Origin of the sequence: Lysinibacillus sp. FSL H8-0500 (assembly GCF_038051955.1) — a bacterium.
Taxonomy (GTDB): Bacteria; Bacillota; Bacilli; order Bacillales_A; family Planococcaceae; genus Lysinibacillus; species Lysinibacillus macroides.
The window spans coordinates 3,580,164-3,594,027 of sequence record NZ_CP150292.1; the positions used below are offsets into that span (position 1 = coordinate 3,580,164).

15 protein-coding genes are annotated in these 13,864 nt (G+C 38.8%); 8 read left to right on the forward strand and 7 right to left on the reverse strand.

Features of this window, described 5'->3' with window-relative positions; genetic code table 11:
• Window positions 1–5: 5 nt before the first annotated feature.
• Genes MHB44_RS16950 through MHB44_RS16965 form a run of 4 tightly spaced genes read right to left on the reverse strand, consistent with a single transcriptional unit; the run spans window position 6 to window position 3,868 of the window.
• The gene (locus MHB44_RS16950) at window positions 6–1,013 is read right to left on the reverse strand and encodes a dipeptide ABC transporter ATP-binding protein (protein WP_341300143.1); all 1,008 of its coding nucleotides are present in this window, start codon (window positions 1,011–1,013) and stop codon (window positions 6–8) included.
• A complete protein-coding gene (locus MHB44_RS16955) occupies window positions 997–2,019 on the reverse strand; it encodes an ABC transporter ATP-binding protein (RefSeq protein WP_341300144.1) in 1,023 nt (340 codons plus the stop codon). The genes MHB44_RS16950 and MHB44_RS16955 overlap by 17 nt, the downstream gene beginning before the upstream one ends.
• A 17-nt stretch (window positions 2,020–2,036) precedes the next feature.
• Window positions 2,037–2,903: an ABC transporter permease gene (locus MHB44_RS16960; RefSeq protein ID WP_341300145.1), complete on the reverse strand. Its 867-nt coding sequence runs from the start codon at window positions 2,901–2,903 to the stop codon at window positions 2,037–2,039.
• A gap of 2 nt (window positions 2,904–2,905) precedes the next feature.
• Window positions 2,906–3,868: an ABC transporter permease gene (locus MHB44_RS16965; protein ID WP_053996667.1), complete on the reverse strand. Its 963-nt coding sequence runs from the start codon at window positions 3,866–3,868 to the stop codon at window positions 2,906–2,908.
• 218 nt (window positions 3,869–4,086) lie between these two features.
• On the opposite strand from MHB44_RS16965, the gene MHB44_RS16970 reads away from it, so the two are divergent.
• The 4 genes from MHB44_RS16970 to MHB44_RS16985 all read left to right on the forward strand — a co-directional run bounded on the left by MHB44_RS16970 (window position 4,087) and on the right by MHB44_RS16985 (window position 8,644).
• Window positions 4,087–5,694, forward strand: coding sequence for an ABC transporter substrate-binding protein (locus tag MHB44_RS16970; protein ID WP_341300146.1), 1,608 nt, complete (start codon window positions 4,087–4,089; stop codon window positions 5,692–5,694).
• A gap of 63 nt (window positions 5,695–5,757) precedes the next feature.
• On the forward strand, window positions 5,758–6,828 hold the full coding sequence (locus MHB44_RS16975) for an amidohydrolase family protein (protein WP_341300147.1): 1,071 nt from the start codon (window positions 5,758–5,760) through the stop codon (window positions 6,826–6,828).
• Window positions 6,825–7,967, forward strand: coding sequence for an amidohydrolase (locus MHB44_RS16980; protein ID WP_341300148.1), 1,143 nt, complete (start codon window positions 6,825–6,827; stop codon window positions 7,965–7,967). Before MHB44_RS16975 ends, MHB44_RS16980 begins: the two co-directional genes overlap by 4 nt.
• A 5-nt stretch (window positions 7,968–7,972) precedes the next feature.
• The gene (locus tag MHB44_RS16985) at window positions 7,973–8,644 is read left to right on the forward strand and encodes an AroM family protein (protein WP_341300149.1); all 672 of its coding nucleotides are present in this window, start codon (window positions 7,973–7,975) and stop codon (window positions 8,642–8,644) included.
• 41 nt (window positions 8,645–8,685) lie between these two features.
• On the opposite strand, the gene MHB44_RS16990 is transcribed toward MHB44_RS16985, so the two are convergent.
• Window positions 8,686–9,003: a hypothetical protein gene (locus tag MHB44_RS16990; protein ID WP_053996672.1), complete on the reverse strand. Its 318-nt coding sequence runs from the start codon at window positions 9,001–9,003 to the stop codon at window positions 8,686–8,688.
• Between the two features lie 119 nt (window positions 9,004–9,122).
• On the opposite strand from MHB44_RS16990, the gene ytzI reads away from it, so the two are divergent.
• From ytzI to MHB44_RS17010, 4 genes are all read left to right on the forward strand, one after another.
• Window positions 9,123–9,287: a YtzI protein gene (ytzI, locus tag MHB44_RS16995; RefSeq protein ID WP_341300150.1), complete on the forward strand. Its 165-nt coding sequence runs from the start codon at window positions 9,123–9,125 to the stop codon at window positions 9,285–9,287.
• Window positions 9,288–9,321: 34 nt separating this feature from the next.
• Window positions 9,322–9,483, forward strand: coding sequence for a hypothetical protein (locus tag MHB44_RS17000; RefSeq protein WP_341300151.1), 162 nt, complete (start codon window positions 9,322–9,324; stop codon window positions 9,481–9,483).
• Window positions 9,480–9,713, forward strand: a complete 234-nt coding sequence (gene yidD / locus MHB44_RS17005; RefSeq protein WP_341300152.1) for a membrane protein insertion efficiency factor YidD — start codon at window positions 9,480–9,482, stop codon at window positions 9,711–9,713. Before MHB44_RS17000 ends, yidD begins: the two co-directional genes overlap by 4 nt.
• Before the next feature lie 108 nt (window positions 9,714–9,821).
• A complete protein-coding gene (locus MHB44_RS17010; RefSeq protein WP_341300153.1) occupies window positions 9,822–10,901 on the forward strand; it encodes a zinc ABC transporter substrate-binding protein in 1,080 nt (359 codons plus the stop codon).
• On the opposite strand, the gene MHB44_RS17015 is transcribed toward MHB44_RS17010, so the two are convergent.
• Window positions 10,898–12,037 (reverse strand): transglutaminase domain-containing protein, encoded by a 1,140-nt coding sequence (locus tag MHB44_RS17015; RefSeq protein ID WP_341300154.1) that lies wholly within the window; start codon window positions 12,035–12,037, stop codon window positions 10,898–10,900. The two genes, MHB44_RS17010 and MHB44_RS17015, sit on opposite strands and share 4 nt — an antisense overlap.
• Window positions 12,038–12,172: 135 nt before the next feature.
• Window positions 12,173–13,597: an o-succinylbenzoate--CoA ligase gene (locus MHB44_RS17020; protein WP_341300155.1), complete on the reverse strand. Its 1,425-nt coding sequence runs from the start codon at window positions 13,595–13,597 to the stop codon at window positions 12,173–12,175.
• Window positions 13,598–13,864 lie beyond the last annotated feature (267 nt).

Sequence of the window (13,864 nt, forward strand, 5' to 3'; positions counted from 1 at the left end):
ATTTATTAAGTCGTTGGTACTTCTTGCTGTATTGATTCAAATAAATGACAGGAAACTTGATGTGTAGCTGTCACTGTATCAAGCGTGGGTTGCATGGTTGCACATTTCTCCATAGCAAAACGACAACGTTTATGGAATGCACAGCCGCTTGGTGGATTTACTGGACTTGGTACATCACCAGATAAAATAATGCGTTCCTTTGCATCAAAAGGATTTTCCTTTGGAATAGCTGATAATAAGGCTTGTGTATATGGATGTTGCGGATTTTCATAGATCTCCTTGTATGTGCCAATTTCCACTATTTTCCCTAAGTACATAACGGCAATTCGATCACACATATAGTTCACAACATTTAAATCATGTGAAATAAAAATATATGTTAAGCCAAATTCCTTCTGTAGATCTTTTAATAAATTAATAACTTGCGCTTGCACCGATACATCTAATGCTGACACAGGTTCATCACAAACAACAATATCTGGATTGAGTGCAAGAGCACGAGCAATATTGATACGTTGTCTTTGTCCACCTGAAAACTCATGAGGGTGGCGTTTTGCATGGTAAGCACTTAAGCCGACTGTTTCAAGTAATTCAATTACACGCTTTTTACGTGATGCCTCATCGCCAATACCATGGATAACTAATGGCTCAGCAACAAGGTATTCAATCGTTTTACGAGGATCAAGCGATGCATAAGGATTTTGGAATACCATTTGTATGGATTTTCGAGCAGAACGAATATCCTTTGTATTTAAGCTTGCTAAATCCGTGCCCTTAAACTCAACAATTCCATCTGTTGGTGAGATTAGCTGGTTGATTAAACGAGCAACCGTTGATTTACCACAGCCTGATTCACCGACAATCCCAAGTGTCTCACCCTTGTACAATTCAAAACTTACACCATCTACTGCCTTCACAAATTGTGTTGATTTTTTAAAAGGAATTGAACTTTTAATGGGAAAATGCTTTTTTAAATTACTTACCTTTAAAACAAGGTCATTGTGCTGTTGCATTAAAAATTCCCTCCTTCCGTTCGACAATTTGATCCTTTGCTTGCAAATGGCAGGCTACAAAATGATTATCCTGCACTTCTACTAAATCAGGCACTGTACTACGACAAATATCTGTTGCTAAAGGGCAGCGTGCGGAGAAGTGACAGCCGCTATGTGGCATTGTTAAATCTGGTGGGCTACCTGGAATAGCCGGTAATCTTTGTTGTTCTTGTGTGCCCATCGTAATTTGAGATTCTAATAATCCCCACGTATAGGGATGTAACGGCTTGTCATAGAGCTGTCTTGTTGTTGTTGACTCTACTGTTCGTCCTGCATACATAACATTTACTTTGTCACATAACTCCCAAACTACGCCTAAATCATGAGTAATCATAATAATAGCTGTATCATGCTCTTGCTGTAATTTTTTCATCAAATCAAGAATTTGAGCCTGTACAGTTACATCCAGTGCTGTTGTTGGCTCATCAGCAATAAGTAGCTTCGGGTTACACGCAAGGGCAATCGCAATCATAACACGCTGGCGCATGCCTCCTGAAAATTCATGTGGATACATTTTTAAGCGCTTTTCTGGCTCAGGAATACCCACCATTTTCAACATATCAACTGCTTTTACAGCTGCATCTTTCTTTGAAATCGTTTCATGCGCCTGAATTACTTCGATAATTTGATTGCCCACTGTTAGAACTGGATTCAAACTTGTAATAGGATCCTGAAAAATCATCGACATATCATTGCCTCGTACATTGCGCATATCCTTTTCCGAAATTGCCAATAAATCGCGTCCATTAAAGTGAATTTTCCCATTTGTTATTTTTCCTGGTGGAGATGGAATTAAACGCATAAGAGCAGTGGCTGTCACACTTTTTCCTGATCCTGACTCCCCAACAATCCCTAGTGTTTCCTTCTTATTTAATTGTAAATTTACTCCATTAACAGCTTTCATTGTAGAGCCGCCACTTTTAAATTCTACTGTCAAGTTTTCTACATCTAGTAAATGTTCAGTCATGACTCCACCCCCTTCCATTAAACTTTCATTTTCGGATCTAATGCATCACGCAATCCATCTCCTAAGAGGTTAATTCCAAGAACTGTTAGTAAAATACAGATACCTGAAAATGTCGCCATTTGGGGATTTAATACTAAAAAGTCTTTCCCATCCTTTAAAATACTGCCCCATGAAGCTGTTGGCGGTTGAACCCCTAATCCTAAAAAGCTAAGAGCTGCCTCTGAAATAATAGCCCCTGCTGTACTCATCGTGCCGTAGACAATTAAAGGAGCTAAACAGTTTGGTAATATATGACTAAAAATAATTCTCGTATGTGTAGCACCTAAAGAATGCGTTACTTCGATAAATTCTTCCTCTTTTACGCTTAAAACCTGTCCACGAACAAGCCTTGCAAACCCTGGGATATTAGCAATACCAATGGCAACAATCACATTGACAAGTCCTTGCCCCAATACCGTCATTAATGTAATGGCTAATAAAATAAACGGAAAGGCAAACAGACCATCCATTGTACGCATGATAATAGAATCAATGCGACCACCAAAATACCCTGCAATTAAGCCAAGTAATGTTCCAAACACAGCGCCAAATAGCACCGCTGCAATCCCTACAATCATTGATATCCGTGTACCATAGACTAAACGGCTAAACAAATCACGACCATAGTTATCCGTGCCAAGTAAATGTCCATCCGTATTCATGGGTAAAAATGATTTGCCAACAGTCATCTCATTCGGTGGATGGGTAGCAATCAATGGTGCAAAAATAGCTACAATGGCCATTAAGGTTACAATGATTAGCCCTATTGATGCTAATTTATTTTTTAGCAACTTGCGCAATAGCGTATTTTTTTTTCTTGTTTCAGTAACGATTGCTTGAGTCATTGTTATTTTTTCCCCCCATCCGATTCAAGATTGACCTTAGGATTGACGACTTTATAAAGCACATCGACTACTAAGTTAATCAGCACAAAGATGAATGCAATGAAAATAACAGTACCCTGCACTACTACAAAATCACGTTTATCAATTGCATCTACAATAAGTCGCCCCATTCCAGGCCAACTAAAAATCGTTTCTGTTAAAACAGCACCACCTAGTAAATTGGAAATCTGCATACCTAATACCGTCAAAATGGGTGTTAGTGCATTTTTAAAGGCATGCTTCCCAATCACTAAATATTCTTTAATTCCTTTAGAACGAGCTGTTTTAATATAATCTTGCGAAATTACCTCTAGCATGCTTGATCGTGTAATACGTGCAAATGTCGCCATTGGAATTGTGGCTAAAGCAAATGCTGGTAAAATTAAATGCTTTAAATAGGACCATAAACCATCACTTAAATTCCCCATCCCAGTGGCAGGGAACCAGCCAAGATTAACACTGAAGAACAGAACCAGCATAATCCCCAACCAAAAAATCGGCATGGATACACCCACTAATGATACAAGCATAACAATATAATCAATGATGGTATTTTGTTTCCTAGCTGCTAATATTCCTGCTGGGATACCTACCACGACTGCTATTAATAATGCTGCCAATGCCAGTACAACTGTGTTAGGAAACCTCTCAAGGATAAGCCCAATGACAGACTCACTATAAGAATAGGAATATCCTAAATTTAATTGTGCTAAGTCTCCTACATATGAAATAAATTGCGAAGGCATTGACTTATTTAACCCTAACTCTTCTCTTAAATTCTCTACATCTTCCACACTTGCCTGGGGTCCAAGCATAACTGAAGCTGGATCACCAGGAATCATTCGCGTAATAATAAAGACGATGATTCCGACTACTAACAGTGTTGGAATAAGATTTACTAACCTTTTTAAAATAAATGAGCCCATCTTAGCAAGACCTCCTTTTCATTATTAGAATCAGTGGTTCATATTGTGAATAACTACATACTACACCTCACACTAATTGTTTGTAAATATATTTTTTTCTGAATTTTTATAATTTTTTATTTACTTTCTATTTACAAATGTGCTACTTTTATTTCGAACCTATCATTTTTGAATCAACGGTTCATATTGTGAAACAAATACTAAGGAGGCTAGTAAGTATGAAGAAAATAAACGTAAAAAAATCTTTACTACTATTATTTTTAACTTTAATGCTTGGCGTTTTAGCTGCTTGTGGTGGCAATACAGAGAAAGATAGTTCATCAGGTGAAAAAGGCGGAGACACAACCGCTAGTGAGGGTGGCACATTAAATATTGGCCTTTCAGCCAATGCCAAAACATTTGACCCTATCAAATATACGGGGGTTTATGAATCACAGGTTATGCGCCAAATGGCTGATACATTGGTTGTGTATAACAAAGATCTATCTGATATTATTCCTTCATTAGCAACAGAGTGGAAAGTGTCAGATGATATGTTAGTTTATACATTTAAGTTACGTGAAGGTGTAAAATTCCAAAAGGGTGAGTACCAAGACGGTCGTGAAATGACGGCTGAGGATGTGAAATATTCTTTAGAGCGCTCTGCCAAAGAATCTGCTATGAATCGTTTAAGTGGTGTAACAGAGGTGAAAGTATTATCGGATTATGAGGTGGAAATTCACTTAGCTTCACCGAATGCTGCTCTCCTTGCTATGCTAACAGATGCAGGAAATATCATTATTCCAAAAGAAGAGATTGAAGGCTGGGGCGATAATTTTTCTGAGCATTTCGTTGGTACTGGTCCATTCCGGTTAACAGATTGGAAGAAAGACCAAGAAGTAAAACTTGTTCGTAACGAAAATTACTGGGGTGAAAAACCTCACATTGATAATTTAACAATGAAGTTTATTTCTGATCAAAATATGATGACAAACGCATTACGTTCTGGGGATATTGATATCGCTATGGATGTTAAAGGTCAAAACCGAGAAATTATCAACCAAGATAGCAATCTTGAGCTTTTAACAAATCCAGGTCTATCCATTGTTTATCTTGATCTGAACAATAAGGTAGGTCCGACTGCTGACAAACGCGTTCGTGAAGCTATCTATATGGCCACAAATGTTGAGGAAATTATTTCTGGTGTTAACCAATGGGGTGGCGGTGATGTTTCTTACTTACCATTACCACCAGGTTCATGGGGATATGATGAAGCATTAGTGGATTTAGTACCAAAATATAACCCTGAGGAAGCTAAAAAATTATTAGCAGAAGCTGGCTATGCTGATGGCTTTAAAACAGAAATTTTTGTATCTGAAGCACGTGTTCCTTATGCAACAATTTTCCAAAGCCAATTAAAAGAAAACTTAAATATTGATGTTGAAATTAAAGTGCTTGAATGGGGTACTTACAGTGATACTGTCGCAAAAGGAAATGCCCCAATGAATATTGGTGGCTGGACTTGGTATCCAGATCCATACTTCTTCCTATATCAACTGTTCCACACAAATCAAGTCGGTGCGTTAGGCAATGGTAAAGGCTACAGTAATCCAGAGGTTGATAAATTATTAGAACGTGCTGTATCAGAAACAGTCGTGCAGGAAGAACGTGCACAATTATACCAAGAAGCATTAAAGCTGATTTTAGCAGATGTTCCACGTATTGAATTAGAGGCGACACAAACTGTTGCAGGTGTAAACAAAAAGGTACAGGGCTTTGAGGTTTCCGCTGATAACTCCGTACAAATTGTACATCCGAATGGTACGAATGTATCTATTTCTAAATAATTAGACTAGAAAAGTGGAGATGCTTATCTCCGCTTTTCTCTTCATAAGGAGCGAAATGATCCAATGACACGCTATATAAATGGACTTATTTTTAACGCTGAGACACGTAGCTTTAATAAACAATCGTTTCAAGTGCAAGGGCAATACTTTGAACCAGCTACTAGCACAACCGAAACAGAATTGGATTTAGATGGCTACTATATTACACCTGGCTTTATCGATAGCTGTTCACAAATCGGCTTAGCTGAAATAGGGATTCGTTGGGAGGGTGATGATAGCTATGAATTTGACTCACATCTGCAATATTCTGTAGTTGATGGTATTTATCCATTTGATGCAGCATTTCAAAAAGCCATTTCCCATGGGATAACAGCATCTCATATCGTCCCCTCCCCTAAAAGCTTGATTGGTGCAAAGACGGCTATCATTCATCATACACATACAACCGTTGATGAGATGGTTATTTCAAAGGATGTTGCGTACTCCTTTTCTATCGGACATCAGGCAAAAAGCACATTTTTTGCTGAAAAGAAAAAGCCGCTAACTCGGATGGGAATCGCCAAAATTTTAAGAGAAACATTACAGCAAATTCAGCAGCAAGAGCCATTGATTAAAAAAATTGTTATACGGGCACATAAAGCCGTTGATCTTGAATTGGTTAGCCGCCTTCAGCAAGAATTTGGCTCGATTTTTGATTTTCATGTTATTCATGGTACTGAGGCTCCGCTACTTCAGGAGACACCCTTCAATACAATGATTGCTGGTCCAACATTCCGATATATCGAGCATAACGAGATGATGGAACTATCACCAAAACTGTATCACCAGTTGTCCAAGCACAATATACCATTTGTTTTTTGTACAGACCACCCTGTCAGTAGCGCCTCTCACCTAACATTAGAAGGCTGCTTAGCTGTAAGAGAAGGTATGACACGCCAGGACGTGCTGTATGCTCTGACAACAGGAGCTGCAAATTTCCTTGGTATCGCCCATCAAACAGGCGCGATTCGTGATGGTCTTTTTGCTGATTTTGTCATATGGGATAAGCATCCATTAGATTTAGATGCACAGGTTGTTGCAACTTTTATTAAAGGGACAAAAGTTTATGCACGGGAAGAAGGGTTTACACAATGATTATTTATCATCATGCAAAGTTTCTGACAGTCAATGAACAAAACGATACTTGTGAACAGTTGTGGGTCAAGGATGGACGTATTGTCTATATAGGTCCTGCCAAAGAGGCTCCTCCCAATGCTGAATTAGTTGATCTACAAGGGGCTTATGTTACACCAGGGTTAATTGATATTCATGCACATGTTGGCACATGGGCTGAGGTAACGGAAGATATTAATGATGCCAATGAATATAGTGAACCCTTTACACCGCTGATGCATGCTTTAGATAGTGTAGATATTCGCCATTTTTCCTTCCAGCATGCACTTGAAGGCGGCGTGACGACTGTGCAAACTGGGCCAGGCAGTGCCAACGTTATCGGCGGTATTTGGAGCATCCTTAAAACAGCAGGACCCACCCTTGCATCCCGTGTTTTAGTAGAGCGCAGCGGTTTAAAGGGTGCCCTAGGGGAAAATCCGAAAAACGTCTTCGGCAATCAGTATAAACGCAAGCCGATGACGCGCATGGCCATTGCCCAGCTTTTACGGGATGGTTTCCAACGTGCCAGTCAACTCAATGAAGAACAACGAGCAGAACAAATTAAACAAAATGCAGAGTTACGTCCATTTATTGAGGTGCTTCGAGGCGACATGCCCCTTCGCCTTCATTGTCACAGAGCAGACGACATTATGACAGCTATAAGAATTGCCAAAGAATTTAATGTAAAACTCCATTTAGAGCATTGTACAGAAGGCTACCTCATTGTGGATGCTGTGAAAAATAGTGGTTTTCATGCAACGCTTGGTCCCTATATGTTAACGCCATCTAAATATGAAACTCGTCATTCTACACCAGCAATTGCAGCCATCTTTAAAGAGCACAATATACCATTTGCCATCATGACGGATCATCCTTTTGTACCGATTCAGTACTTAAAATATTGTGCCACTGAAGCCATTCGTTATGGTTTAGATAAGGAAACAGCCTTAAAAAGTATTACCATCAATGCTGCTAAGCTTGTACAGCTAGATCATCGCATTGGTAGCCTTGAGGAAGGTAAGGATGCTGATTTTGTTGTTTGGTCACACTCTATTTTTGAAACAGAGGCAAAGGTTCTCCAAACTTATGTAAATGGACAGAAATATTACGAAGCGGAGTGAGCACAGTGAGACATTCAAACATTGCCGTTGTCACAATTGGTCAAGCCCCTCGCAAAGATATGGCAGAGGATATTCAACAATTACGAGAAGCAGGTCTACAAGTTCAGGAATTTGGTGCCCTTGATGCACTTTCTCCTTCTGAAATTGCTACACTTGCACCCTCAAGCGTAGATACAGATATTTTAGTGACGCTTCTTACAAATGGTCAGCAAGTAAAGCTCAGTAAACAAAAGCTCATGCCCTATATTCAGACATGCATTAGCAATCTTCATGAATTCACTTGGGTGTTACTTATGTGTACAGGCGATTTTACAAATAAATTACCTTTTAAAAATCTTTTACTACCGGATCGAATGATGACTAATTTAGTAAAAGGTTTACAGACGGAACTTGCACTTGGCTTAATTGGACCTGAGCCTGATCAACAAACAACTGTTGCAGAGAAATGGCAAAAAGCTCAATTTGCTGTAAGCTTTTCGGCAAGCTCCCCTTATCACTTCAATGCACAGGATTTATTGGCAAAGGCACAGCAATTAGCAGATCATGGAGCAGATTTGCTTATTCTGGATTGTATGGGTTACTCCACAACGATGAAAAATACGATCAAGGATAAACTCAATATACCGATAATCGTTCCTAGAGAAGCTGTTTTTACCATTCTAAAGGCTATTTGTTAGGAGGAAAAAAGGTCACTGCTCGTTTAGTGACCTTTTCTTAGTTAGACGCGCTTATTAAAATAAGGAAGCTGCTCAACAAACGCTTTTGTATCATCATCCCCATATTCATGGACTAATGCATAAATCTTCATCAATCTTCGGTCAATCTCATCATTTTCTTTATCTAAATGATATTGGATATAGGGTAGCTGTGCGCGCCATGCATTGGATATTTCTAATAGCTGCATTTGCTGAAAAATCTTTTCAAAAACATTTAATGCTTGTCGGTCAATATTAAGCTCGAAATTCCAAGGCCCTGCATATGGATTTGTATAAAAGGTTCTATTAGCAAGTGAAAAATATATACGCTGACGTTCCATCTTGACGATTCACTCCTTTTTCCATAGTATGGAGGAAAAATGAGTGTTTTATTCGTGGGAATGTCAAACTTCCTTCACAATTAAGATCTCCTTATAATTTATAATGGAGATGACAAACAATGAACGGAGTGGATGTTATGAGTTTAACTACGCTCTTAATCGTCGCAATTATTATCGTTATACTCATCACAATTGCAACGATTATTAGTGTCAACCGTGCGTATGCCTTTCAACATACGATTGATGAAAAACCGAAACAAAGCTATCAGCAAGAAGAGAACTAGTCAAATCTGATTTATTGAATTTGGAGTGAAGACAATGGGTGTTCCATTACCAATTATTGTAATGATTGCTATGATGATGCTAATGTTTGCTGTTGCAGCGATTATTATTTACAAGAAAAATAAACATATCTTTACACAAACAGTTGATGTAAAGCCTAAGGAACCTCATGCATCGCAAAAGGATGAGCAACCATGAAGTATCCTTTTATTTGGCTTATTCAATTTTACAGAAAATTCATCTCCCCCATGACACCGCCCACTTGTCGCTTCCACCCCACCTGCTCCTCTTATGGGCTTGAGGCATTTCAAAAACATGGAGCGTTCAAGGGCTTTTTACTAACCATTATACGTGTATCAAAGTGTCATCCATTTCATGCGGGTGGCTTTGATCCTGTGCCAGAAAAATGGCCTTCGAAAAAAAGTTAGCTTTCGAAGGTCATTTTTTCTTGTACTTTTTAAAGTTGTGCGTTATCATAGTAACTGTTCTGAAAAACAAACCGTAATGATTACTATTTAAAGGAGATATTTAATTAAATGAAAAAAGTATATTTAGTATTTCTAGTTGTAGTACTTGCTATATTTACCGCTGCCTGTGGCGATAAAGCCTCCACTTCCCAGCAAGCTGATGATAAGGACAAGAACAAGGATCAGTTAGTCATTCGTACAACGGTCTATCCTTTAAGCTATTTTGCAGAGCGTATTGGTGGTGATTTTGTTGATGTGTCTTCGATTTACCCTGCTGGAGCAAATGAACATACATTTGAGCCAACCCAAAAAGATATGATGAAATTAGCAGATGCGGATATCTTTTTCTATATTGGTTTAGGACTTGAAGGCTTTGTGGAAAATGCGAAAAAGACATTAGCAAATGAGGGTGTCGCAATGGTAGCAACAGCTGATCAAGTAACAGCTGAAAAATTAGCGATCAGTACTGGTCATGTTCATCCAGAAGATGAGGAAGGACACGACCACGACGCAGAAGCTCATGAACATGAAGGGCACGATCATGATGCAGAAGCTCATGATGAGCACGCTGATCATGACCACGATGCAGAAGCAGATGATCATCACGACCATGAGCATGGCGATATTGACCCCCATGTTTGGCTATCTCCTACAATTAGTCAGGATTTAGCACTTGCTATTAAAAATACACTGGTTGAAAAAATGCCTGCACAAGAAACTACATTTAACGCAAATTATGAAGCATTAGTGAAAGAATTACAGGATTTAGATAATGACTTTAAAGCAATGGCTGACCAAGCACAGGATAAAACATTCTTTGTCTCTCATGCTGCATTTGGTTATATTGCAGGTCAATATGGCTTAACACAAGTGCCAATTGCAGGCTTAAATTCTCAGGATGAGCCGTCTCAAAAAGAATTAACAAAAATTGTTGATAAAGCGAATGAATTGCATATTCACTATATTTTATTTGAACAAAATGTTTCTTCTAAATTAGCAGAGGTTATTCAAAAAGAGGTTGGGGCTGAATCACTTGTCTTGCATAACCTGAGTGTCTTAACAGCTGATGATGAAAAAAATAATGAAACATACTTTACATTAATGCAGGAAAATATTCAAACATTAGAGAAAGCATTAAACACGCATTAATAGCATGAGAAAGGAGGTGTCCCGAAAATTAGATGGGATACCTCCTTTCGTATGACGTATTTTTCTTGAGGCATACGTTTTTCTACTCGATCAATAGACGTTAACCAGCTTATCTTAGGTGCAGTATAGATTGGATGTGTCACTAAAAAGACTGCTAAACTTTCTATATTTATTTGTGTCCATTTATTCATATCAAATTCATTTGGCTCACTTTGTTTTAAGGTAACAAGCTTTGTTGGTTGCTTAATGGCTAGCTTATTTTCATCCATCATCAATTTGTGATGCAAGCGATATTGAAAAGGAGCCGCTCCACTTTGTGTCTTTGTGAGTTGCTGCATTTCTGTATACTTTTCACTGGTAGCAGCGGGAAAACGCGCATAATCCCATGTATGGTCACGTGATAGCTGCCGATCTGACAGCAAAAAATATTGATAACGCACCTCTCCCTTGCGATCGGGTAAAGGGTCATCCCAGGTAACATCAATATGATACCAGTCCTGCTCAAGCTTTACTAATACCCAGGCATGGAGCTGTTCACCTGCATTGCCAGGTACATATCGCACCTCAAAGCCTAACATTTCTAACATTCGATAAAGCACTAAAGCATATGCCTGACAGACTCCCTTATTCTCTTTTAATAATGTATAAGGGGAATATTGACTTCCTTCTGTTTCCTTGGAGTATTCCGTGGATAAAACAATAAAATCATGTGCAGCCTGTAATTTTTGTATATCGCTGAATCCATGCATGGGTGCAGTAATAGTTGCCAATGTTTGTGCGACAAATGCTTCCTCTGCTTGTGAAAGATGATACGTAAAAGTAAAGTCAATGACAAGATGATTATTAGTTCCATTATAATTCCATTTGAAGCTAGAAATATTCGCATAAAGATAATCGTTTTGAATGGCATTTTTCGTGATTTCAGTGAGTTCATCTTTTATATCAGCTAGATCACCTGTATATTGAATAGAAAATTCGGTAGAGAACTGCATAACTTCTTGGAAAATCAGAGATTGTAGTGTTTCAATGGATTGGGCAGTTGCTATAGAATCTTTTTTATAATTTGCCAATACTTGCACATGACTCATTTGTAGAACAAATAATATAATGACAACATTATATATATATTTCCTCATATGAGTCATTCTCCTTTACTAATAGTTTATGCCTCTCTTTTTTTATTATGTTATGGAAAAATGAATTTCATACTAAAGGTATAAATGTTTTCGTAGCAAACAAAAGAAGCCTTCATAAATGGAGGCTTCTTTTAACTATTGCAATAATTTTCGTCTTACTAGCTTATTCGCTCCATTACGAGGGAGGGTGTCTGTTAGTATAATTTCTTTCGGAACCTTGTACCTAGCAAGCTTTTTGCTACAAAAAGCTTGTAATTGCTCTATGGATACTTGCTCCTTTAACACCACAAATGCTATGGGTACTTGTCCCCATCGGCTATCATGCTTACCGCAGACACCCGCTTCCTGAACAGCAGGATGTGTAAGCAAGACATTTTCGATTTCAGCAGGATAAATATTTTCTCCTCCTGAAATAATTAAATCTGCTCTGCGGTCAATAACAAATAGGTAGCCCTCCTCATCTATATACCCGATATCTCCCGTATGCAGCCAACCATCTATTGTTGCGCTTTTCTGTGTAAAACGCCCAATATAGCCTGGTGTCACATGCGGACCACGAATACAAATCTCCCCTTCACCATGGGCGTTTGGTTCAGCAATTTTAATTTGATTAAAAAACAATGGCTTTCCAGCAGAGCCTATTTTTCTTATAGCGTCCTCACTTGCCAATGTAGCTGTTTGTGAGGAAGTTTCGGTCATACCATATGTTTGTGCAACTGCTAAGTTTAAGGCATGTGCTCTTGTCAAATAATCAACAGGTACAGGCCCTCCTCCAGCTAATATTAACTTAAAACGTGGTGAAGCTTTCATTGCGAGTTGCTCTAACGTATGTAGAATTCTTTCCAATGTTACAGCCACAACTGACATATGTGTGACTTCACCATCTATAATATTTTGGGTAATGGTCTCTACATCAAATTGATCATATAAATACACTTGATTGCCATATAGCAGTGAGCGCACTAATATCGAAAAACCGCTAATATGGAATAACGGCACTGCACATAGCCAAACATCTTCTGGCTGTAGCCCTATATTGAAAACAGAGGCGGTTGCGCTGGCTTGATGGTTACCAACCGTTTGACGAACCCCTTTTGGAAAACCCGTTGTGCCTGATGTATACATAATCGTTGTTGTTTGATGAAGAGACCATTCCTCAGCAATCTCCAGTGTACCTTCCACGCCCTTTGCAATTGTTGAAAATAAATGATGGGCTGTTTCAGGAGGTAACTTCATGATATCCTCATCCGCAACAAGCACTGTAACGGCTTCAGCATCCTCTAGCTGATAAGTTAGTTCCTCCTGTGATAGTCTACGATTGAGCATCACCATCTCACATTGTAAATGCATACAGGCATACAGCATCACGACAAGATCTGGCTTACTCGGCCCCATTATAGCGATACGGTCTCCTTGTTGAATGCCAAGGGCCGATAATTGACGAGCGCGCTTGATCGATATGTTATTTAATTCTTGAAACGTCCAGCTTTGCCCTTTATATGCTAATGCTTTGCGAAGCGGCGTTAAATAGGCTCGCTGTAAAATCCAATTTGGATACATATTTGTCACTCCAATCATCCTATATCTTATCGTTTTCCTCTATTCCTTGTCCATCCATCCGTTTAAGGGTGGCTAACGGCTATTTGGGGGACTCTTTCCATTATTTTAATGTGGCTATCCTTTATTTTAGTGATTCTATCCGTCACTTGCGCAGGCTTACTCGCTCTATTCTCTATTTTAGCGGTTCTATCCTTCGCTTTAGCATGGCTATCCAGCACTTTTATACCTCTATCCCTCTCCACTCCTTCCCCAAGCAGATAAAAAAAG

Coding starts and splice junctions, on each gene's coding strand:
- MHB44_RS16975 (WP_341300147.1), top strand. CDS start 5,758: ATGACACGCTATATAAATGGACTTATTTTTAACGCTGAGACACGTAGC.
- MHB44_RS16990 (WP_053996672.1), bottom strand. CDS start 9,003: ATGGAACGTCAGCGTATATATTTTTCACTTGCTAATAGAACCTTTTAT.
- yidD (WP_341300152.1), top strand. CDS start 9,480: ATGAAGTATCCTTTTATTTGGCTTATTCAATTTTACAGAAAATTCATC.
- MHB44_RS17020 (WP_341300155.1), bottom strand. CDS start 13,597: ATGTATCCAAATTGGATTTTACAGCGAGCCTATTTAACGCCGCTTCGC.
- MHB44_RS16965 (WP_053996667.1), bottom strand. CDS start 3,868: ATGGGCTCATTTATTTTAAAAAGGTTAGTAAATCTTATTCCAACACTG.
- MHB44_RS16980 (WP_341300148.1), top strand. CDS start 6,825: ATGATTATTTATCATCATGCAAAGTTTCTGACAGTCAATGAACAAAAC.
- MHB44_RS16960 (WP_341300145.1), bottom strand. CDS start 2,903: ATGACTCAAGCAATCGTTACTGAAACAAGAAAAAAAAATACGCTATTG.
- MHB44_RS17000 (WP_341300151.1), top strand. CDS start 9,322: ATGGGTGTTCCATTACCAATTATTGTAATGATTGCTATGATGATGCTA.
- MHB44_RS17010 (WP_341300153.1), top strand. CDS start 9,822: ATGAAAAAAGTATATTTAGTATTTCTAGTTGTAGTACTTGCTATATTT.
- ytzI (WP_341300150.1), top strand. CDS start 9,123: ATGAACGGAGTGGATGTTATGAGTTTAACTACGCTCTTAATCGTCGCA.
- MHB44_RS17015 (WP_341300154.1), bottom strand. CDS start 12,037: ATGAGGAAATATATATATAATGTTGTCATTATATTATTTGTTCTACAA.
- MHB44_RS16970 (WP_341300146.1), top strand. CDS start 4,087: ATGAAGAAAATAAACGTAAAAAAATCTTTACTACTATTATTTTTAACT.
- MHB44_RS16955 (WP_341300144.1), bottom strand. CDS start 2,019: ATGACTGAACATTTACTAGATGTAGAAAACTTGACAGTAGAATTTAAA.
- MHB44_RS16950 (WP_341300143.1), bottom strand. CDS start 1,013: ATGCAACAGCACAATGACCTTGTTTTAAAGGTAAGTAATTTAAAAAAG.